Below are 18,366 nucleotides of genomic sequence, written 5' to 3' on the forward strand. Positions count from 1 at the left end.
GAATATATCCGAAAAGTACCAGTCTATACACTCAAATTATTGAACCGCCGTATACGGAACCGTACGTACGGTGGTGTGAGAGGGTCGAACGAATCAAAATTCCGATTCGTTCACTCTACTCGATTAATAATTCATACACTTCATTTAACTCATGAACTCTTTTCATATCTTGATTCTCCATCGCATATTCAATTTCATCAGGTAATATTTCATTTAAAAAATGGATCTCTACTTCCGATAGTTCTCTAACAAAATCCCCTTCTGAGAGGAAAGGTTGCTGTACAACTTTTTCGTATAATTCCTTCCCTAATGAATGATTATCTGTATAGTTTGATAACGTTTCCCGTAAATACTTTAAAGTTTGATCCACTGTCTTCACCTATTCCTCAAAATAGTCATGAAACTCGTCCGTTGCCTTTTGTTGAAAATAAGGGTTTTCTTCCGTCACGTCTTTTGGGTCAAGATTGGTTTTAATGACAATCGTCGGCTCTGTTGTGTGTTGGGCAATCATTCGGTCGTCTAATTGTTTAAAATCCGGTAAAAGTGGATTTCCGGGCTTTTTGGCTGTCAATAGATCCACCTCCTTGAAACTTAGGTTATAAATATTTTTCATCTTTATGTATGAAAGAATGGAAATCGTAAAGGATAAAAAATGGAAGAATGATGCGATTTAGAAAAGGGGGAAAAGGAAAATGCCAAGAGGAAAAGAATTAAAACAGTTACCAATGGCGAACATTGCACCAGGAGCTGGTAAAGATCCAAGTCCACATAACCGTAAAAACTTAGAAGGAATAGGAAACGAAGAGGTGGTAACACCAAATAAAGAGATGAAGGAAAAATAAATATGCTTTTCAGAAAATTGAATTGACATAGTAGATCATCTGTTATATATTAATTTTAATCAAAATAAATTGTTATATAACAGATGGAGGGATGAATATGGAAATGTATAAAAAGGCATATGAGCGGTATAAAGAAAAATGTAAAAAATATGGAATTGAATCAATCCAGTTTTATCATTTTATTCATCATTTAACAGAGCAACAAATGGAATTAATGATGGATGATCAATAATAGGAGTGGTATAAACAGTATGCAACTGAACAATTTAACATAAAAGTCGCCGAATAAACTTATGATTTAGGCGACTTTTTTACAATAAAAAATGAAATTTTCGTTCCATAATAAGACAAAAAGGAGTAGAATCATGGGAGCGATTGAACGTAATCGATATCGTTTTGTACCGGAATTCAGTGTCATTCAACAAAATGGAGCCATTCATGTATATAAACAGGGAGATTTTATAGAAGAAATTCCTTTTCAATTTTCAGGAGAATATCCAGAACATGATTTAATTGAGGAGCTTGTCAATCACTATTGTAAAGATAGGGATATATAATATTATGATTTTTCGGCTATCCCTAATCATAAAAAATTAAAAATTGGTAGACACAAGATGATGAATGTTCAATTTTATCCACCAAAAATCTAAACAAAAAACCTGAAATCAATTTTTAATGATCCAGGATTTTTAGCATGTAAACTTAGAAAAAGAGTTAAATTTCAATGACTCGAATGGTAGAAAAGATTTCTTCCTTCGCTGTTTTAAAACTCCATTCATGTGGATAATAGCCTAATGGATTGCAGATGATTTCAATTCCTTTATATTGCTCATGATATCGGGTATGAATATGCCCAAAAATGTATTTTTTTACACCATATTTTATCGCTAATTCTCCAAACTGAGAGCTTCCCATCATCGCATTAAAAAAATCCCAACTTGGATCTCCCTTACATAACAAAAACTGGGAAAAGGGCACAACATGAGTGACCATGATGATGTTTTTTCCTTGAAATTTTTTCAGCCAGTGTTCTATTTTCGTAAGATAACGTTCAGTTTCATCCTGATCACAATTTGGCCAGTTAGCGTACGTTTTATCAGGCCAAGTGAACTGATTGAATGTTCCAAGTCTAAATTGCTCTTCATTAAATCCAGCGATTCCAAATGTATAATCATACCATCCACCATCGCCAATTATCACCCAATTATCATCTAATTTAACTGGACCGTTTCCAAGGTTTCCAGGGAACTGAAGTAATGTTTCATATGCAATGGTTGAATCTTCATGGTAGATATCATGGTTCCCGTGCACATATAATACCTTTGTATGTGGACAATGATTTTGCAGTTGATTTAATAGGGGAAGGCTTTTCTCAGGTCCAGCCGTCATGTCACCACTAATGACAAACACATCCGGTGATTGGTCAGTGATCCATTCTTTTAATAGCTCAATAATATCAGCTTTCGTATTCTTTCGATTTATTCCTTCATGAATATCCGACAATATAGCAATTCTCATTTTATCACCTCAATTTTAATCACCCTTCTCGTTTTGCCGGGGCATTGCTACATGGCATATTTGGATCTGTTTTTTGAATTACAGCATTATTTTTGTTCCTTTTTTTAATAATGAATTCGTTGTGATATTTGGATTTCCTCCAATTAAATATTCATTTTTAGAAGAATACCCTAATTTTTTAAAAATACATTCAAAAATTTGCTTTTTTCTTTACACAAGTTTTAAAATTTGAAACAAAGTAATTCATGTTCAATTGATTGACTCAAGGATATGGTACGAAATGTTTTTTGTTATGTAAAAAGGGTTTATAAAGAAAAAATAGAAGATATAACAAAGAAATCAATCTTGAAGGGGGATACATTTTGGATCTATTAGGGAAGTCATTGAATACATGGTTGAAAAAATATCCGTTATTACAGAAATTGATTCAAAAAGAGGAAGTTGTTTGGATCCAAAAGGATCATTCCTCCTCATTTTCCTCTATAACGATACAAGATATTCACCAAGCAGAAGAAAGATTAAAACGTTTTGCACCGTTAATTGAAAAGGCCTTTCCAGAAACAAAGAAAACGAAGGGAATCATTGAGTCACCGCTTTTACCTATTCAAAAGATGGCCTCCAAAATGCTTGATGATGATCAGAAAAAGATAGAGGGAAAATGGTTATTAAAAGGGGACCATGCTTTACCTATTGCAGGGTCTATCAAAGCTAGGGGCGGAATTTATGAAGTATTAAAGATCGCAGAACAATTGGCAGTGAAGGAAGCCGGATTTAACCTGGAAAAGGATTATCGTACTTTACTCACGCCACAGTTTCGTTCCTTCTTTTCTAAATATTCGATTAGTGTAGGCTCAACTGGGAACTTAGGGTTGAGTATCGGGATCATGAGTGAAGCATTAGGGTTTAAAGTGACGGTCCATATGTCAAGTGATGCAAAGAAATGGAAAAAGGATGTACTAAAAAGGAAAGGGGTTCAAGTGATTGAACATCTTTCCGATTATAGCTTAGCTGTAGAAATGGGACGGAGGGCATGCAAGAAAGATCCGTATTGTCATTTTATCGATGATGAACATTCCATCGACCTATTTTTGGGCTATGCTGTTGCTGCTTTACGATTAGAACGACAACTTCGAAATCAACACATTATCGTTGATGAAAATCATCCGCTTTTTGTTTATTTGCCTTGTGGCGTTGGCGGAGGACCAGGTGGAATTGCTTATGCTTTGAAACTTTTATATGGGAATCATGTTCATTGCTTTTTTGCCGAGCCAACCCATTCACCATGTATGCTTTTAGGAGTAATGACAGGTTTACATGATCAAATATGTGTACAAGATTTCGGACTGGATAATAAGACAGATGCAGATGGCTTAGCAGTTGGAAGACCTTCTAGTTTTGTTGGAAAAACGGTCGGATCGTTGTTAAGTGGGATTTATACAGTCAATGATGAACAACTATACAAGCTTCTTTACTTACTACATGAAACAGAAGGGATCGATCTAGAACCTTCCGCGTTGGCGGGTATGTATGGTCCGATTCAACTGCAAAAATATGGTTGGTTTGATTCACATTTTTCACAAACGCAGCTCAATAATAGTCATCATCTTGTATGGGCAACAGGTGGTCAATTAGTTCCAGAGGAGATTATGCGGGAATATGTAGAGAAGGGAAAGCTTCTTAACAGTAAAAGAGGATAATATTAGTTGTGAGGTTGATGTGAAGGATGAATATTGAATCAGTATTTAAGAAGGTGAAAAACCATTCTCCTACAATCTTGGGGAGCGAGTCCTTTAGTCAATTCGCTGTTTTATTACCATTGATTGAAAAGGATCATGAAATTCATGTTTTGTTTGAGATAAGGTCAAAACATTTAAGGAGACAACCAGGAGAAATCTGTTTTCCGGGTGGGAGGATGGATGAATATGATCTAAATGCTTCTTATACAGCAGTAAGGGAAACAAGTGAGGAATTAGGAGTTGCAGGGGAGGATATTACAAATCTCTCTCCATTAAATTATATGGTCTCTCCTTTTGGAACGATTATTTATCCATTTGTTGGTTTTTTACATAACACAGAAAAACTGAACCCCAATCCTGCAGAAGTTGCCGATGTATTTACAGTACCCCTTTCATTTTTAATGGAAAACCAGCCAGACCGTTATTTAGTGGATTTTAAACTACAACTAGACCGGCAATTCCCAGTTCATTTAATACCAGGAGGAAAGAACTATAATTGGCAAACACGAAAAATGGAAGAGTTATTTTATCTTTATGAAGATAAAGTCATCTGGGGAATGACCGCCCGGATATTAAAACATTTTATCGAAATCATCAGCTAAAAACAAAAGCGGAAGCGCCTTGCTCATCGGCGTACGGATTTCTTAAGTTTCGACTGAGATAAAGGAAACACAGCGAGGGCCATTCGAGCTGATGTTGGTCTATAGCAAAAAAAGACACCGAATCTGTATGAACTTTCGGTGTCTAACATAAATATTTATCGAGCGTTTGGAAATACTCTTCTTACTGTTTCATTAAATTCTTCCACTAATCCTTCTATAGGTTCTCCGCGTTCAATTTTGTCCCCGTAATCGGTCATCCGGTCAACGAAATCTGGATTGGACGAAACAAAAACATTTCGAATGTCATCATCCGTTGCACGAACTGTTTTGGCAATTTGGTTTTCGACATCTCTTGTTAATTTTCCTTCTGTATCTCCTTTTAGAACAACCGCAACATAAGCATTCCGATTCGTCACGATCACATTAGCGCGATCGACTTCTTTTATTTTCGTAATTCGGTTTGCTGCTTCGTCTGCCACATCCAAACGGTCGCTATTATTGTCACGGAAATTATCATCACGGACATTTAATGGTTCATTGTCATCAAATACATTATTTCTTTCACGATCATCTCCGTTCGTATCATAACGAACATTTCGCCCTAGGAGATTACGGTTATCGTTATCATCATTTCCCAATTCCTGATTATTCGCACACCCATAAAATAATGGAATAGAAAGAAGAAGAACAGATAATAATTTTAATGTTCTCATCTTGGTTGCCTCCTTTTTAGTTTCATCCTTATATTGCTCATTATGAACAAGGAGACACATGGAAAGTGTAACCATTTTTATTGAATGGCTTTCACTTTCCCCAAGGCAGATGTGGCCATATTTATTCAAAGTCAAATGGTTTCAAAATATTTCGAAAGTGATGTAATATGAAAGAAAAGAGGAGGGATGTTTATGTACAATATTCAACAAGGAAAGAATCGTTTTTTTATTGAAGACAATGGTGAAATGCTGGCTGAAATTACCTTTCTACCACTAAAGAATGAGCAGATTGATGTGAATCACACCTTTGTTTCGGATAAGCTGCGTGGTCAAGGAATTGCCGGGCAATTATTAGATCGAGTCGTTCAATATGCTCGGGAAGAAAAGAAAATGATTGTTCCAACTTGTTCTTATGCGGCCGTTAAAATGGAAAGAAAAAAAGATTACCATGATGTATTAGCGAAATAAGGGAAATGAAAATGTCCGGTGTGTTTTTCGGGCATTTTTTACTTTCATCCATTGCAGAAATTTCCCTCCTTGTTCTTCCCGCTCCCTCAACATAAAAACAACGTCCTGCACATATACTGGACTACAAGAGCGAAGGGGTGTGATCAAAATGTCCGTTCATACAGTTCAACATGGGGATACACTTTGGGCTATTTCAAATAAGCATCAAGTTCCTATGCCTGATCTTTTGAGGGTGAATGGGTTAAGAGATGCAGATGAACTTATACCAGGTTTAGCTCTTTACCTTCCACGCAATCACATAACAGATCGTTATTATTCGATTGTAGCGGGTGATACATTATGGCGGTTAGCGATACAGTTCCAAACAGACATTTCCACTATTTTACAAGCAAATCCCGGTATGAATCCATACAATTTACAGGTTGGTCAAAAGATCGTCATACCATCTCCACTGAAAAATCGAATCAAAACATTGGGTTTTATTGTCCCAACCACCTCTCCCCAGTTTCTTAGAGACTTTTCTATGATCGCCCAACAATTGACTTATGTAGCAATTGTTGCTTATTCCTTTACAGAAGAAGGCAATGTATTTGCTGAATTGGATGATACCGCTATTCTTGTCCGCAGTAAACAAATCAACGTCATTCCATTATTAATGATCAGAAATTTCACAAAGGGGGATTTCGACCGGGAACTTGTCGGGAATGTTTTAAAAAACCCGGTGGCCCGCACCCGATTAGTCCAAGCAATTGTCAGTAAGATCCGTCAAAAAGGATATGGTGGAGTGAGCATTGACTTTGAATTTATCCCTCCACCGCGAAGAAAGGATTTTAATATTTTTCTTAGAGAACTTAAAAACGTATTAGGTTCACTTACCCTTCATGTAAATGTTCATTCTAAAACCGAAGATATCCCCACGAATCCCATTATCGGTGCCTATGATTATAAGGAAATTGGGAAAATTGCCGACATTGTCGCTGTAATGACTATTGATTATGGATATCCTACTGGCCCGCCAAATCCCATTTCACCTCTTTGGTGGGTAGAAGAAGTGATTCGCTATTCCATCTCAGAAATTGATCCGCAGAAGCTGCAAATCGCTATGCCTTTATACGGCTATGATTGGACATTACCGACGAATCTAACAAGAGGATTTTCTGTTTTATTTGCCCAGAACTTTGCGATTACTTCCAAATTTGTGATTCAGTATGATATTAAGGCTGCTTCTCCCTATTATGAATATTGGGTCGGAAAGGACAAACATATTGTTTGGTTTGAAGATATTAGGAGCTACATTGAAAAATATAAAGTAATCGATCTATACAATCTACTAGGAGCCACATATTGGCAAATAAGCCTCCCGTTTCCACAAAATTGGGAATATTTGAAACAGAATATGATTATCCAAAAGACATAATCGCCTGACAAATTAGTGCTTGTGACCGAAAGAATGAAAAAAGTCAATGAATTTTTCGTGAATTCATTATTTCAAAATAGTTATTTTGGGCATTTTTATCTAATTGAAAACAATAGTTTCCAACAGAAATCAACATTTAGGGTTGAAAGTATGATGACCTAGGGAAGTGGAAAGTGAAGAAATTAGACTATATTATTACCAAAAGGAATGCTCTATAATAGGTGAGTAAGAATATTCCATATAGGTGATGAATGATGTATCGTGAATTAGCTTCATTGGCTAGGCAAGTATCTGGAAAATTACAAAATGAAGTAAATGCACTCTCAGTTTACCAGCTGCGTAGTCAAGGGCTGTTAGAAGAAGCCAACCATTACTGGGAGATATCGGCGAAAAATAGAGTGAACGGAGCATTTCTTCAACTTCAGAGTAAAACAAGAGAAAATATTATTAATTTAGTTGAATTATCCGATTTTTTAAAGCATCTTTCTGAATTAGCTGAGCAATTAGCTTTGCAAGAAGAAAGAAGACAAAAGTGAATATTTGGAGTAGGTGTCTAGATGGTCGGAGCAAAGCCATTGTGCTTGGAAACAGAGCAATTAAAAAAAGTGATTGCTCGATTAGAGTTTGAAGAAAAAGGTCTTCTTCAAGTTGTAAATGATTTGAAAAATTTTCGATTTTCGATGGATAGACTTTCTGCTATTCCTAGCGGAGAACGTGCCACCATGATGTTAGATTCAATCATTCAACAACTTTCGGCAATTGGAGATGCCAAGATAAAATTAGAACAAGAATGGCGAAAAATCATCCAAGACTTCGAGCTAGCTGATCAATATTTTGCTACGTTCACCACACCAAGCCAGTTTGATTCACTAAAATCCTCCTTCTTATTTCCTATGTTCAGTCTGGGGTCAGTTGGTCCTTACCAAAACTATTTTATTACGAACGCAGATCAACATCACCCATTGGTTCTGAATCTTATGTATGCTCATTCAAGCACTTCCTTATCTAATGTACCTTATAATTTGACAGATATGAGTATATCTGGGATAGGGATGTTGGCGAATGGATCTCAAATTTCTGGGAAGATTCAAGTAGAGCCTTCATCCAACACATTTGAAGTCGAAAAGGATGGCTTGCTAGGATCACCGGGAATTGGAAATGCAAATTGTCAGTCGGGAATAGAAGATCAAAAATTGTCAGTCGGTATTAAGGCAAGTTTAGTGGATTCAAATAAGGGGATAGAAAATGGGAAATTTCCTCAAAAGGTGTTAAGTCTTGATGGAGATGTCATGATTCCAGCACCGAGCCAATTGGATGAAATGTTTTTAGCGGGAGCTTTAATCAGTGAGAAAATAGAAGGGAATATGTCCGATTCTAAATTAGCTGATGAAAAATCACCTGTGAGTTTGAATTTCAAACTTGGAAATGCCGAAGCAAAAGCGGGAATAGAAAATCATTCAGTTGGAGCTGAAATTAAAGCAAACCCGGCAAAAGTTGGGGTGAATGTAGAACTATTAAATTGGTTTGGTTATGAACCGTTAGATGAATGGTTTGGGGTCGAATGGGATCCTTATATTGTAATTGAGGCATCGATTGGAAGTGCAGGAGTAAAGGCACAAGTCGGAATGGAAAACGAGATTTATGCAGCTTATGGGATTGGATTAGGAATTAAATTTGGAGCTGAAAAAGATTAAGTTGGTGGTTATGTATGATTCGCAGCAAAGATGTCCTAGTCAAAAGTATTCACTACACATTCATAATTGGGATGACCTTACTTTTTTTATGTGGAATTATATCATTTATCATTGTTTTTACTTTGGGAAAAGAGCAGTTAACTCCAGAAAATATACGCTTTATTGTTTCCATGATCGCAGGAGTATTTTTTTACCTGCGATCATGCTAGAGCTCATCAGAAGATTTTATTGGATTAAAAAACACCTAGAATTAGGAAAGAAAAATTTTTGACATTGCTCGTTCAGAAGGAGAGAAATGCATGCAAAAAGAAGATGAATCTATACAATTTTCGGATGATATTGAACTCCTTCCTATTGGGACAGTTGTCAAATTAAAAAAAGTTGAAAAGCCTGTGATGATTTATGGCAGGCATCAGATGCAAACCTCTTCAAGACATATATATGATTACATTGCTGTACCGTACCCAGAGGGAAATATTACGGATGATTTTAATATGTTCTTTAACCGAAACATGATCGAGGAAGTGCTACACTTAGGATACGAAACAGCTGAGGAGAAAGAAATGCGTGAAAAAGTAGAATTCGATATACAGTCCACAAGAAAACAGTCGAAACTTTTTGAACAGTAAAGGCGTGCAGATGATGTTTTCATTCTTTATATAAAAATTACGTTGATTTTTTATTTTATTTTTCTTTTGGGACAAGTAAGTACCTCATTTCTCATTTTTCCAAGCTGGACTCAAAAAATTGTGATGGCAACTGTCCAATGGATCATTACAAGCTTTTTTTTATTTCATTTATATTTAGATGTGCAAAAGTAATGAATAAAGAGGGGGTGTTTCATCATCACCAGATTATGATGGAACACCCCTTTTTTGTTGACGGCATGTCTCCAGCTCCTATCAGCTTGCACTTTTGTTTCTCAACGGGTTATTTTTTGCTTATGGAAATAATCTTTTTCCGTTTATACTTAATTTTCACTTTTTCACCGATGGAATAATTTAAGTAAAGATCGCAATCTACTTCTAATATTTTTCCATTACTAAATTCCATCGCACATATTTGTTTATCAGAGGGATTGGTTATTTCCACTTTTTTATTTGTGGAAACTCCCTGTAATGAACTTTTTCCCTCTTCTGAAAAATATTTTTCTACGATCTTTACTGCTGTAAAGCTACTTCTCGGCATAAAAAACATCATAATGATTAAGATTAAAGATAAAATAATTAAGATAACGCCTTTTAGTTGATGATTTTTCATATTAGATCTCCTTATTTCTCTTTCGTTTTTACTACAGTATATTTTCAGATTGCTAGAAATATGTTTGACTCTAGTAAATTGAATGAAAATAGAGGAAATCCATAGATTACTCGGGAATTTTTAAAAAAATTTGTCATATTTCTTTGATTAATCGATATTTTTTAATTTTTCTATTAATAATAGTTGTTGAGACATTCAATTAAGATGTAAAATAGTTTTATATAGAAATAATTTCAAATGAATGGAGGCTTCTTACGAAGAACTTCCAATATAAAATTTATTCAGCAAGGAGCTCATAATTATGACGAACTTTTCGATTGATACTCATCTGTCCCCAATTAAAAAAGAAAAGCCAAATTGGGGCGAACTTGAATTTGGAAAGGTTTTTACAGATCATATGTTTATTATGGATTATAAAGAAGGAAAAGGGTGGCATGATGCACGAATTGTCCCTTATCAGCCTATTACTTTAGATCCTGCAGCAATGATTTTCCATTATGGTCAAACAGTATTTGAGGGTTTAAAAGCGTATTTGGCAAAGGACGGTAGAATTCTATTATTTCGTCCTGAAAAGAATATGCAGAGACTCAATCGCTCAAATGACCGCTTATGCATCCCGCCAATTGATGAAGATTTGGCTCTTGATGCACTAAAGCAATTAATTGCAGTTGACAAAGAATGGGTTCCAACAGTAGAAGGAACTTCGCTTTATATCCGGCCATTTATTATTGCAACGGAACCTTATTTAGGAGTATCCGCTTCAGCAAGTTATCGTTTTATGATCATCTTATCCCCTGTAGGTTCTTACTATAAGGAAGGAATTCATCCTGTGAAAATATTAGTGGAAAATGAATATGTTCGTGCAGTATCAGGGGGAACAGGTGAAGCGAAAACGGCTGGAAACTATGCGGCTAGTTTAAAAGCTCAAGAAACCGCTGATCAAAAGGAATATTCACAAGTTCTTTGGTTAGATGGAGTGGAAAAGAAATATATTGAGGAAGTAGGCAGTATGAATATTTTCTTCAAAATAAATGATGAAATTATCACACCTGCCTTAAATGGTAGTATCCTCCCTGGAGTAACAAGAGATTCGATCATTGCATTATTAAAATATTGGAATATTCCAGTTTCTGAAAGAAGAATTTCCATTGATGAAGTGATGGATGCGTATCGAGATGGGCAGTTACAAGAAGCATTTGGAACTGGAACAGCAGCAGTGATTTCTCCAATTGGCGAACTACTATGGAATAATGAAAAAATGATTGTGAACGGTGGAAAAACAGGAGAACTTTCCAAAAAGCTTTATGATACTCTAACTGGGATTCAAAAAGGAGATTTGGAAGATCCATTCGGTTGGGTGACAGAGATAAAATAATCATCGTTTCCATGCAAAGAATGTCTCAAGGGTTAAAAGTTAACCCAATGGGGCATTCTTTGCTTTTTTTCGCCTATGCGTCTGAATAATGAAGGGATACGAAATCACGAGAAATTTATGGTTTTTATGGGGATAGTTATTGTCTTTATCTTAAATTAACATTAAGATTTAAAATAGTAACTCCGTTAAAAAAAGAAGCTTTTTGTCGTTTATAGGCGTCATATGTAAGAAACCAGTTCAATGGAAGGATTTCCATTTGTTATAGGAAACGTTTTGGGGGTTTAGAAACGATAAACTTAAGAGCGGTAAATCACCCAATAAAAATGTGTCCACTTCTTGGTTTAGCGCCTATCGGTTTATGCATTTGTTCATTAGGGGGAAGTCGGATGTTGGGGAAGAAAGACAAAAGATATATTGCTGGATTGGATGGACTTCGAGGGATATCTGTTTTAGCTGTGATCGCTTACCATCTCAATATGAGTTGGGCTCCGGGGGGAATGCTAGGTGTAACGATTTTCTTCGTGTTATCCGGCTATCTGATCACGGATCTACTCATTTTTGAATGGGAAAGACATGGGAGGATTAATTTTAAACAATTTTGGTTTAAACGGGCCCGGCGACTACTCCCTGCGATGATTACAATGTTGTTTGTCGTGAGTGCGTTTGTAACTATGTTTATGCCAGTTTTACTGCCAAAATTAAGAGAAGAGTCTTTGGCAGCCTATTTATATATTAGTAATTGGTGGTTTATTATAAAGGATGTTTCCTATTTTGAGAGTTTTGGAATTCCCTCATTATTAACGCATTTTTGGTCATTAGCTGTAGAAGAACAATTTTATATTATTTGGCCAATCATAATATACATAGCTTTACGTATGAAGGTATCACGAAAATGGGGAGGGATGAGCATTCTTGCAGTTGCGATCCTTTCTGCCTTCCTTATGGGGATTCTTTATCAACCTGGTACGGATCCAAGTCGTGTATACTACGGAACTGATACGCGTGCTTTTTCAATCTTAATTGGAGCGGCCTTGGCTGTTATTTGGCCTAGTCGGAGTCTATCGAAAACGATACCGAAAAAAGTAGGACGAATAATGGATTGGATAGGCGTGGGCGCTTTATTTATCATATTATTCATGATGGCTAATACGAATCAATATGAGTCCTTTCTTTATCGTGGGGGAATGTTTTTATTTTCAATGGTTGTGGCGGTTTTAGTGGCAGTCCTTGCCCATCCTGTCAGTTATCTAAATAAAATGATGAGCTTTAAGCCGTTATTATGGGTAGGAGTTCGTTCATATGGGATCTATTTATGGCATTATCCTGTCATTGTTTTAACGAATCAAATTTCCATTTTAGATAATATTCCAGTGTTAAAGTTGATCATTCAAGTCGTTTTAATCCTGATGTTCGCCGCATTATCATGGAAATGGGTGGAAGAACCCATTCGACATGGTGCTCTTAAACGGTTGATTCATCGTATAAAGTCAGGGCAATTACAATTCAATCAAGTAACAAGAAGCAACCAGGTGATGATTGCTTTTTGCTTAATCATCGTTGGAATTTCGACATTCGGATTAACTTGTTTTTCCATGCTTATCGATGAGAAGGATCACCCTGTTTTCTCTCAGGAAAATAAACAAAAGCAAATTGTCATTGAAGAATCAACAACTGGAAAATCAGAAGAAAAAGGTGAAAGAGAGGCAGAAAGCTCCAAAGAAGATGAACATTCAAAAATAGAGAAGGATGATACAATCACGTTTATTGGAGATTCCGTTTTAATTGATGTCGCTCCAAAAATAAAAGAACAGTTTCCACAGGCGATGATTGATGCAAAAGTAGGAAGACAAATGTCAGAAGCGGTTGATTTAATTCAACAATGGAAAAATAATCAATCATTAGGACAAACAGTTGTCATTGAGCTTGGGACAAATGGTGCTTTTAGGGAGCAACAATTAAAATATTTAATCGAACTGATTGGATCGAAACGGAGCATCTATTTTACAAAAGTGAAAGTTCCTAAGCCATGGGAATCGATTGTCAATGCAAGTTTGGAAAAAGCCGCTTTAGAATATAAAAATATCACTTTAATCGAATGGGATCAGATCTGCCGGGGACACCCAGAATATTTTGTACAAGATGGAGTGCATCTAACGAAACTAGGGGTAGAAGTCTATGCCTCAATGTTAAAAGAAACGATTGAATGATATAAAAATATTCCATTTAAGGTGAAGCTACTAAAAAAAATATAGGAACAAGTTTCAAATTATTTCTTGGAACATATCGTATAGGGAATAAAGAAAGTGGGGGATTAATCATGTATATGTATGATGACCGTCAATTTCCATTCCCTTTTTTTCCTAATGTTCCTTCCCAAGGTCAAGGAAATCAAATGGGTCCAGGTGGTCAGGCGGGGGCTCCGACAAGTCCACCACCATCTTTTACCCCTCAGCAATCATCTGCACAAGTGTTTGCAGTTGATCCAGGTTCAATAAGAGGATGTTTATTTAGGATTGCGGACGGGAATCCTCTACCTCTTTAGAGTAGAGATGAGAGTACGCTTTTGTCGAAATCCCCTTGTGGGATGGCAAGACAAAACATGATATACTACTTACAAGAACGAGTGTTCTTTGAAAACTGCATTATATGGGGTTGTGGTGAAGAAAGAACAGTCACCACGTAAAATAATGCCTGTCATGTGGGAAAGACCCACTCATTTGAAACCATTGCAAGGTTCGGAATGAACCTTCGTGGAGGGCAGGTCGATAGACCGCCCGATGAAGCGAGAAGCTCAGTCAATTCATTGACGGGTAGTTCACATGGGTGTATTTTGGGGTTGATTTAAGAAGAATCGAATCCTTTCAATGCTATTAACAATAAAAAATCTATCCAAACATGGATAGATTTTTTGTTGAATTTATCCGTAAAACCTCCACCTCAAAATGATTTGGAAAAAAGAAGATAGGTGGGGGATCACTGCTCCCTAAAGGTCCGATAAGTTTAATTAGCATTCAGTGGGGGATAAAGTTTCATTTTATTTAGTTGCTGTCAGTCTAGTTACATATTCTTGAACCATTTCCACTGTCACATTTTTTCTAGTAGGAACAATTCCTTTTCTTGCTAATTGATTGATTTCGTTTGTGACTTCATTGATTTTTTCAGTTTCGAACGGATTTCCGTTTTTACATAATAAAACCGCTTCTTCGATATATGTTTCACGAAGTCCGTCAAGTTCAACGAATCTTCTTACGATTTTATGTTGTTTGTTAGAATGTTCTGTAATGGCTTTATGTACGCTCATGTAATTCCCTTCCTTTTCGAATATTAAAAAAGTTTCCCTTATATTATGCACCAAGGATTTGCACTTTGACAATGGGATTTGATACTTGTTAGTGGGGGAGCAAGTTTGAAATCGATCGTGCTAACATCATGATCGAAGTTAATTGCCATGATGAAAAAGTCGCCCCGTGATATTTAAAATTTTATTTTTGTCGCTAATTCAGGGTCATCAATAAAAGGGTTGCGATTTCCTTGGATCCGATAAATCGCACGGTTCCGGTGTTTTTCATAGATCGTAATGTCGAACTCCATATGCCACCGAATTAGTAGTTCTAGATCCACTTGTCGTCGGAATGTCTTTTTTATTGCCCGTGGATAGCGAAGAAAGAAATATAGCATCGCTCTTGCGACTGTTCCTTTTCCGTACTCTGGTTCAAACCGACCTTCTGAAGCGACGCCACAGCGATTTTGGATTTTTTCTTTCGGGGATTCTGGTTGATAATAATTAAAATCGGCATAAGGGAAATTGGATCTAGCTGCATTACATTCCGGTTGACACATAAATAAATGATGCAAGTCTCCTTTCATTGGTTCCCTAGCACTAAACCAAGATTGAGGAACGACATGTTCTGTATTGTATTTATATTGAACGTCAATATGTTTCATTTTTTTATTTAAGTTAAAGGATGAATGTTTCATATGATCTAACATTCTTTGAAATTCAGCATATCTTTTCTGAATCGTTTCAATATCTTCAGCAATTAACACTTTTGGATTTTTCCGTTCTCCAGAATAAATACTTTTTACACTCCCATCTGGCTGTAAATCGACCCAAGTATATAAATAATGATCTTTGCTAATAAAATAGGGTAGGTGCCATTTATGAGTTTTTTTAATCAAGTTATGGTAAATGGAAAATAAATGTGCACCATTTTCACCTTGTTCTTTTACTGAACGGTAATACCTTTTCCTATCTACCTCATCTTTTTCATGATCATAATAAATTTTATCATTTTCAGTGATCTTTTTTTGATTTCCTTTTAGGAGTACGAACGGTTTTTTTATGTCTCTTCCAAACCATTCTCCCAATTCATCAAAGCTTTCTAGTAGAATTTGCTGATTTTGTTTCTTCTTTTTCATCGTACTTCCCTCTTCACTATGTTGGCTTTTGTCTATCATACCATGATTATATTCATCTAGTTATCATGAAATAGAAACAGGACCTGCCACCATTCATTGTTTATCCCTTATAATATAGGGTGAGATCTTTTTGAAAGTAAGTGAAAGGAAATGAATAATAGATGAAACTAGTATCCTGGAATGTGAACGGGCTAAGGGCGTGTGTTCGAAAAGGTTTTTTAGATTATTTCCACGAGGTGGATGCTGATATTTTTTGTGTACAGGAGACAAAATTACAAGCGGGGCAAATTGATTTATCATTGGAGGGATATGTGCAATACTGGAATTATGCCGAGAAAAAAGGGTACTCCGGTACAGCCGTATTTACGAAGAAACGACCATTAGCGATTTCATACGGGTTTGCTTCAGGAGAATCAGAACCAGAAGGAAGGGGCATTACCTTAGAGTTTGATACCTTTTTTCTAGTAAATGTATATACTCCGAATTCTCAGAGAGATTTGGCAAGACTCCCTTATCGACTCACATGGGAGGAGAGAGTCCATCGGTATTTAGTCGAATTGGATGCAAAGAAACCAGTAATTTATTGTGGAGATCTAAACGTTGCTCATCAAGAAATCGACTTAAAGAATTCTCGAACGAATCGGGGGAACTCAGGTTTTACAGACGAAGAAAGGGGAAAAATGTCAAACCTATTAGATGCGGGATTTATTGATACATTTCGCTATTTTTACCCAGAAAGAGAAGGGGCCTACTCCTGGTGGTCCTATATGAATAAAGTAAGAGAACGAAATATTGGGTGGCGGATTGATTATTTTCTTGTTTCAAAACGAATGAAAGACCGTTTGAAGGCAGCAGCTATTCATTCGGAAGTATTAGGAAGTGATCATTGTCCAGTCGTCTTGGAAATAGAAGAATAACCAATTATATCGATGGAAGAGCCGAGGAATTTCCTCGGTTTTTATTTTTGAAAATTTGATATTGAAATTCATTCTCATTTGTATTATTATATAAATGAGAATGAATTTCAATTAAAAATTAGGAGGAGCATATGATACATCTTTATTAATAGTTGGCGGAGACCGTGTAGAAACAATTACAACAAGGTTAAGAGAGATCGGCATACATAATGTTTCTCATATTAGTGGTAGAAAGACAAAAATGACAGAAAAAACGATTGGAAAACATACCGATGCGGTGTTAATCTTAACGGATTTTATCAACCATAATTTAGCAAAGGCAATAAAAGAGCAAGCCCGTGATAAAGAAATCCCCGCTTTATTTTCGAAAAGATCCTGGAGTTCGATTAAATTAACGATTGAAAAAGCCAATGAAAAGAATAAGATGACAGCTTGCTCATGAGGGATATTTTTCACAAACGGATCCTAACGTTTGCTTCAATAGAACCAATATGACAGCGAAAGAGGTGTGGATCCCATGATTTTTACCAATACACTTTCGAAAGAAATCGTCATCATAGATGGGGCGATGGGGACTGAATTATGGAAGAGTTTAGATCTCCCTTATAAAAAGCCTTTTTCAGCCCCATCATTGAATATATCAAACCCTGAAATCGTAGAAGAAATTCATACCCGCTATTTGCATGCGGGGGCCGATGTCATCACAACGAATACATTTACTGCTAATCTACTTTTACAAACTTACTATGGAAAAGAATCTGAAATCAGTGAACAGAATGAAAAGGAGTGCAAATTGCAAAATATGCCGTAGCCCCATTATAAAAACAAGAAAACAAGTGTTCGTTTGGGCGCATATTTGCCCTTTATTTGTTTCAGAGACATGCTTGCAAAATCCCATTGTTGATAACATTAAACTAGTTTCTTAAAGAAAAAATAAAGGAAACACAAGGATCATCCCCATGTTTCCCTAGAATATATTTTATTGTTCCTCTTCTGTGCCTTCAGATTCTGTATCTTCATTTTCTGTATCTTCGTTTTCTGTGTTTTCATTTTCTGTTTGATCCTCTACTTGTTGGTCTTCTTCTTTTTCCGTATCCTCTTTGTTACAACCAGCGGCGACCCCTACTAGCATGAAAGCTGTACACATTACCAATAACTTTTGCTTTAAACTTTTCATCTCCAACGCCTCCTTATATGTTGCGTAAAAAAAGTACATAGTTATCATACTATATTTTTGCGTCCATACAAGGAGTCTTTTCCATTTTTTACAAACCCTTAACGTAGGCTCTAAGATATTTAAACGATCTTAACATTCTGTCAATATATCAAATGAATTTAAGGTTATTAATAGATTTTCCCTTACAAAATAGAAAAAAGTCAGCAGAGACGCGATATTCACCCATTT

At 36.1% G+C, this 18,366-nt stretch carries 23 protein-coding genes and 1 pseudogene; 16 read left to right on the forward strand and 8 right to left on the reverse strand.

What is annotated here, in order from left to right:
* Nucleotides 1-115: 115 nt before the first annotated feature.
* Together J2S13_RS01705 and J2S13_RS01710 are read right to left on the reverse strand one after the other, a co-directional pair.
* Nucleotides 116-370, reverse strand: coding sequence for a sigma-G-dependent sporulation-specific acid-soluble spore protein CsgA (locus J2S13_RS01705; protein WP_307255954.1), 255 nt, complete (start codon nucleotides 368-370; stop codon nucleotides 116-118).
* 9 nt (nucleotides 371-379) lie between these two features.
* A complete protein-coding gene (locus J2S13_RS01710) occupies nucleotides 380-571 on the reverse strand; it encodes a hypothetical protein (RefSeq protein ID WP_307255956.1) in 192 nt (63 codons plus the stop codon).
* A gap of 121 nt (nucleotides 572-692) precedes the next feature.
* Between J2S13_RS01710 and J2S13_RS01715 the strand changes: the two genes are divergently transcribed.
* The 3 genes from J2S13_RS01715 to J2S13_RS01725 all read left to right on the forward strand — a co-directional run bounded on the left by J2S13_RS01715 (nucleotide 693) and on the right by J2S13_RS01725 (nucleotide 1,399).
* Nucleotides 693-842: a hypothetical protein gene (locus tag J2S13_RS01715; RefSeq protein ID WP_307255957.1), complete on the forward strand. Its 150-nt coding sequence runs from the start codon at nucleotides 693-695 to the stop codon at nucleotides 840-842.
* Between the two features lie 97 nt (nucleotides 843-939).
* Entirely contained in the window at nucleotides 940-1,074 is a 135-nt protein-coding gene (locus J2S13_RS01720; RefSeq protein ID WP_307255958.1) for a hypothetical protein, read from the forward strand.
* 133 nt (nucleotides 1,075-1,207) lie between these two features.
* A complete protein-coding gene (locus J2S13_RS01725; RefSeq protein WP_307255959.1) occupies nucleotides 1,208-1,399 on the forward strand; it encodes a YbxH family protein in 192 nt (63 codons plus the stop codon).
* Nucleotides 1,400-1,556: 157 nt separating this feature from the next.
* Here J2S13_RS01725 and J2S13_RS01730 read toward each other — a convergent pair whose 3' ends face one another.
* Nucleotides 1,557-2,360 (reverse strand): metallophosphoesterase, encoded by an 804-nt coding sequence (locus J2S13_RS01730; protein WP_307255961.1) that lies wholly within the window; start codon nucleotides 2,358-2,360, stop codon nucleotides 1,557-1,559.
* 359 nt (nucleotides 2,361-2,719) lie between these two features.
* On the opposite strand from J2S13_RS01730, the gene dsdA reads away from it, so the two are divergent.
* Nucleotides 2,720-4,057: a D-serine ammonia-lyase gene (gene dsdA / locus J2S13_RS01735; RefSeq protein WP_307256079.1), complete on the forward strand. Its 1,338-nt coding sequence runs from the start codon at nucleotides 2,720-2,722 to the stop codon at nucleotides 4,055-4,057.
* 26 nt (nucleotides 4,058-4,083) lie between these two features.
* On the forward strand, nucleotides 4,084-4,698 hold the full coding sequence (locus J2S13_RS01740) for an NUDIX hydrolase (RefSeq protein ID WP_307255963.1): 615 nt from the start codon (nucleotides 4,084-4,086) through the stop codon (nucleotides 4,696-4,698).
* 155 nt (nucleotides 4,699-4,853) lie between these two features.
* On the opposite strand, the gene J2S13_RS01745 is transcribed toward J2S13_RS01740, so the two are convergent.
* On the reverse strand, nucleotides 4,854-5,411 hold the full coding sequence (locus J2S13_RS01745) for a YhcN/YlaJ family sporulation lipoprotein (RefSeq protein ID WP_307255964.1): 558 nt from the start codon (nucleotides 5,409-5,411) through the stop codon (nucleotides 4,854-4,856).
* Nucleotides 5,412-5,603: 192 nt separating this feature from the next.
* On the opposite strand from J2S13_RS01745, the gene J2S13_RS01750 reads away from it, so the two are divergent.
* The 5 genes from J2S13_RS01750 to J2S13_RS01770 all read left to right on the forward strand — a co-directional run bounded on the left by J2S13_RS01750 (nucleotide 5,604) and on the right by J2S13_RS01770 (nucleotide 9,619).
* Entirely contained in the window at nucleotides 5,604-5,879 is a 276-nt protein-coding gene (locus J2S13_RS01750) for a GNAT family N-acetyltransferase (RefSeq protein WP_307255965.1), read from the forward strand.
* 148 nt (nucleotides 5,880-6,027) lie between these two features.
* On the forward strand, nucleotides 6,028-7,296 hold the full coding sequence (locus J2S13_RS01755) for a LysM peptidoglycan-binding domain-containing protein (RefSeq protein WP_307255966.1): 1,269 nt from the start codon (nucleotides 6,028-6,030) through the stop codon (nucleotides 7,294-7,296).
* A gap of 254 nt (nucleotides 7,297-7,550) precedes the next feature.
* Nucleotides 7,551-7,832, forward strand: coding sequence for a hypothetical protein (locus J2S13_RS01760; protein WP_307255967.1), 282 nt, complete (start codon nucleotides 7,551-7,553; stop codon nucleotides 7,830-7,832).
* A 21-nt stretch (nucleotides 7,833-7,853) separates the two neighbouring features.
* Nucleotides 7,854-8,990, forward strand: a complete 1,137-nt coding sequence (locus J2S13_RS01765; protein ID WP_307255968.1) for a hypothetical protein — start codon at nucleotides 7,854-7,856, stop codon at nucleotides 8,988-8,990.
* A 299-nt stretch (nucleotides 8,991-9,289) separates the two neighbouring features.
* Nucleotides 9,290-9,619 (forward strand): DUF4176 domain-containing protein, encoded by a 330-nt coding sequence (locus J2S13_RS01770; RefSeq protein ID WP_307255969.1) that lies wholly within the window; start codon nucleotides 9,290-9,292, stop codon nucleotides 9,617-9,619.
* A gap of 301 nt (nucleotides 9,620-9,920) precedes the next feature.
* Here the strand turns inward: J2S13_RS01770 and J2S13_RS01775 are convergent, their stop codons facing one another.
* On the reverse strand, nucleotides 9,921-10,250 hold the full coding sequence (locus J2S13_RS01775; protein ID WP_307255970.1) for a hypothetical protein: 330 nt from the start codon (nucleotides 10,248-10,250) through the stop codon (nucleotides 9,921-9,923).
* Nucleotides 10,251-10,551: 301 nt separating this feature from the next.
* Here J2S13_RS01775 and J2S13_RS01780 point away from each other — a divergent pair, with 301 nt between their 5' ends.
* The 3 genes and pseudogenes from J2S13_RS01780 to J2S13_RS01790 form a co-directional block, all read left to right on the forward strand.
* Nucleotides 10,552-11,625: a branched-chain amino acid aminotransferase gene (locus tag J2S13_RS01780; RefSeq protein ID WP_307255971.1), complete on the forward strand. Its 1,074-nt coding sequence runs from the start codon at nucleotides 10,552-10,554 to the stop codon at nucleotides 11,623-11,625.
* A gap of 386 nt (nucleotides 11,626-12,011) precedes the next feature.
* Nucleotides 12,012-13,832, forward strand: coding sequence for an acyltransferase family protein (locus J2S13_RS01785; RefSeq protein WP_307255972.1), 1,821 nt, complete (start codon nucleotides 12,012-12,014; stop codon nucleotides 13,830-13,832).
* A gap of 110 nt (nucleotides 13,833-13,942) precedes the next feature.
* Nucleotides 13,943-14,137: pseudogene (locus J2S13_RS01790) on the forward strand (collagen-like protein); the annotation flags it as partial.
* 522 nt (nucleotides 14,138-14,659) lie between these two features.
* Here the strand turns inward: J2S13_RS01790 and J2S13_RS01795 are convergent.
* Both J2S13_RS01795 and J2S13_RS01800 read right to left on the reverse strand, forming a co-directional pair.
* On the reverse strand, nucleotides 14,660-14,926 hold the full coding sequence (locus tag J2S13_RS01795) for a YpbS family protein (RefSeq protein ID WP_307255973.1): 267 nt from the start codon (nucleotides 14,924-14,926) through the stop codon (nucleotides 14,660-14,662).
* 173 nt (nucleotides 14,927-15,099) lie between these two features.
* Nucleotides 15,100-16,044 carry an endonuclease I family protein gene (locus tag J2S13_RS01800; RefSeq protein WP_307255974.1) on the reverse strand — a complete coding sequence of 315 codons (945 nt, stop codon included), beginning with the start codon at nucleotides 16,042-16,044 and terminating at the stop codon, nucleotides 15,100-15,102.
* A gap of 161 nt (nucleotides 16,045-16,205) precedes the next feature.
* Between J2S13_RS01800 and J2S13_RS01805 the strand changes: the two genes are divergently transcribed.
* The 3 genes from J2S13_RS01805 to J2S13_RS01815 all read left to right on the forward strand — a co-directional run bounded on the left by J2S13_RS01805 (nucleotide 16,206) and on the right by J2S13_RS01815 (nucleotide 17,772).
* Nucleotides 16,206-16,961 carry an exodeoxyribonuclease III gene (locus J2S13_RS01805; protein ID WP_307255975.1) on the forward strand — a complete coding sequence of 252 codons (756 nt, stop codon included), beginning with the start codon at nucleotides 16,206-16,208 and terminating at the stop codon, nucleotides 16,959-16,961.
* Between the two features lie 148 nt (nucleotides 16,962-17,109).
* Nucleotides 17,110-17,403 carry a DUF2325 domain-containing protein gene (locus J2S13_RS01810; protein WP_307256080.1) on the forward strand — a complete coding sequence of 98 codons (294 nt, stop codon included), beginning with the start codon at nucleotides 17,110-17,112 and terminating at the stop codon, nucleotides 17,401-17,403.
* Between the two features lie 75 nt (nucleotides 17,404-17,478).
* Complete coding sequence (locus tag J2S13_RS01815; RefSeq protein ID WP_307255976.1) at nucleotides 17,479-17,772, forward strand: homocysteine S-methyltransferase family protein; 294 nt, start codon at nucleotides 17,479-17,481, stop codon at nucleotides 17,770-17,772.
* A gap of 168 nt (nucleotides 17,773-17,940) precedes the next feature.
* Here the strand turns inward: J2S13_RS01815 and J2S13_RS01820 are convergent, their stop codons facing one another.
* Nucleotides 17,941-18,138 (reverse strand): hypothetical protein, encoded by a 198-nt coding sequence (locus J2S13_RS01820; RefSeq protein WP_307255977.1) that lies wholly within the window; start codon nucleotides 18,136-18,138, stop codon nucleotides 17,941-17,943.
* Between the last annotated feature and the right edge of the window lie 228 nt (nucleotides 18,139-18,366).

Source organism: Oikeobacillus pervagus (assembly GCF_030813365.1).
Lineage (GTDB): Bacteria > Bacillota > Bacilli > Bacillales > DSM-23947 > Oikeobacillus > Oikeobacillus pervagus.

Coding starts and splice junctions, on each gene's coding strand:
- J2S13_RS01715 (WP_307255957.1), top strand. CDS start 693: ATGCCAAGAGGAAAAGAATTAAAACAGTTACCAATGGCGAACATTGCA.
- J2S13_RS01720 (WP_307255958.1), top strand. CDS start 940: ATGGAAATGTATAAAAAGGCATATGAGCGGTATAAAGAAAAATGTAAA.
- J2S13_RS01725 (WP_307255959.1), top strand. CDS start 1,208: ATGGGAGCGATTGAACGTAATCGATATCGTTTTGTACCGGAATTCAGT.
- J2S13_RS01730 (WP_307255961.1), bottom strand. CDS start 2,360: ATGAGAATTGCTATATTGTCGGATATTCATGAAGGAATAAATCGAAAG.
- J2S13_RS01740 (WP_307255963.1), top strand. CDS start 4,084: ATGAATATTGAATCAGTATTTAAGAAGGTGAAAAACCATTCTCCTACA.
- J2S13_RS01745 (WP_307255964.1), bottom strand. CDS start 5,411: ATGAGAACATTAAAATTATTATCTGTTCTTCTTCTTTCTATTCCATTA.
- J2S13_RS01750 (WP_307255965.1), top strand. CDS start 5,604: ATGTACAATATTCAACAAGGAAAGAATCGTTTTTTTATTGAAGACAAT.
- J2S13_RS01755 (WP_307255966.1), top strand. CDS start 6,028: ATGTCCGTTCATACAGTTCAACATGGGGATACACTTTGGGCTATTTCA.
- J2S13_RS01760 (WP_307255967.1), top strand. CDS start 7,551: ATGTATCGTGAATTAGCTTCATTGGCTAGGCAAGTATCTGGAAAATTA.
- J2S13_RS01765 (WP_307255968.1), top strand. CDS start 7,854: ATGGTCGGAGCAAAGCCATTGTGCTTGGAAACAGAGCAATTAAAAAAA.
- J2S13_RS01770 (WP_307255969.1), top strand. CDS start 9,290: ATGCAAAAAGAAGATGAATCTATACAATTTTCGGATGATATTGAACTC.
- J2S13_RS01775 (WP_307255970.1), bottom strand. CDS start 10,250: ATGAAAAATCATCAACTAAAAGGCGTTATCTTAATTATTTTATCTTTA.
- J2S13_RS01780 (WP_307255971.1), top strand. CDS start 10,552: ATGACGAACTTTTCGATTGATACTCATCTGTCCCCAATTAAAAAAGAA.
- J2S13_RS01785 (WP_307255972.1), top strand. CDS start 12,012: ATGTTGGGGAAGAAAGACAAAAGATATATTGCTGGATTGGATGGACTT.
- J2S13_RS01795 (WP_307255973.1), bottom strand. CDS start 14,926: ATGAGCGTACATAAAGCCATTACAGAACATTCTAACAAACAACATAAA.
- J2S13_RS01800 (WP_307255974.1), bottom strand. CDS start 16,044: ATGAAAAAGAAGAAACAAAATCAGCAAATTCTACTAGAAAGCTTTGAT.
- J2S13_RS01805 (WP_307255975.1), top strand. CDS start 16,206: ATGAAACTAGTATCCTGGAATGTGAACGGGCTAAGGGCGTGTGTTCGA.
- J2S13_RS01815 (WP_307255976.1), top strand. CDS start 17,479: ATGATTTTTACCAATACACTTTCGAAAGAAATCGTCATCATAGATGGG.
- J2S13_RS01820 (WP_307255977.1), bottom strand. CDS start 18,138: ATGAAAAGTTTAAAGCAAAAGTTATTGGTAATGTGTACAGCTTTCATG.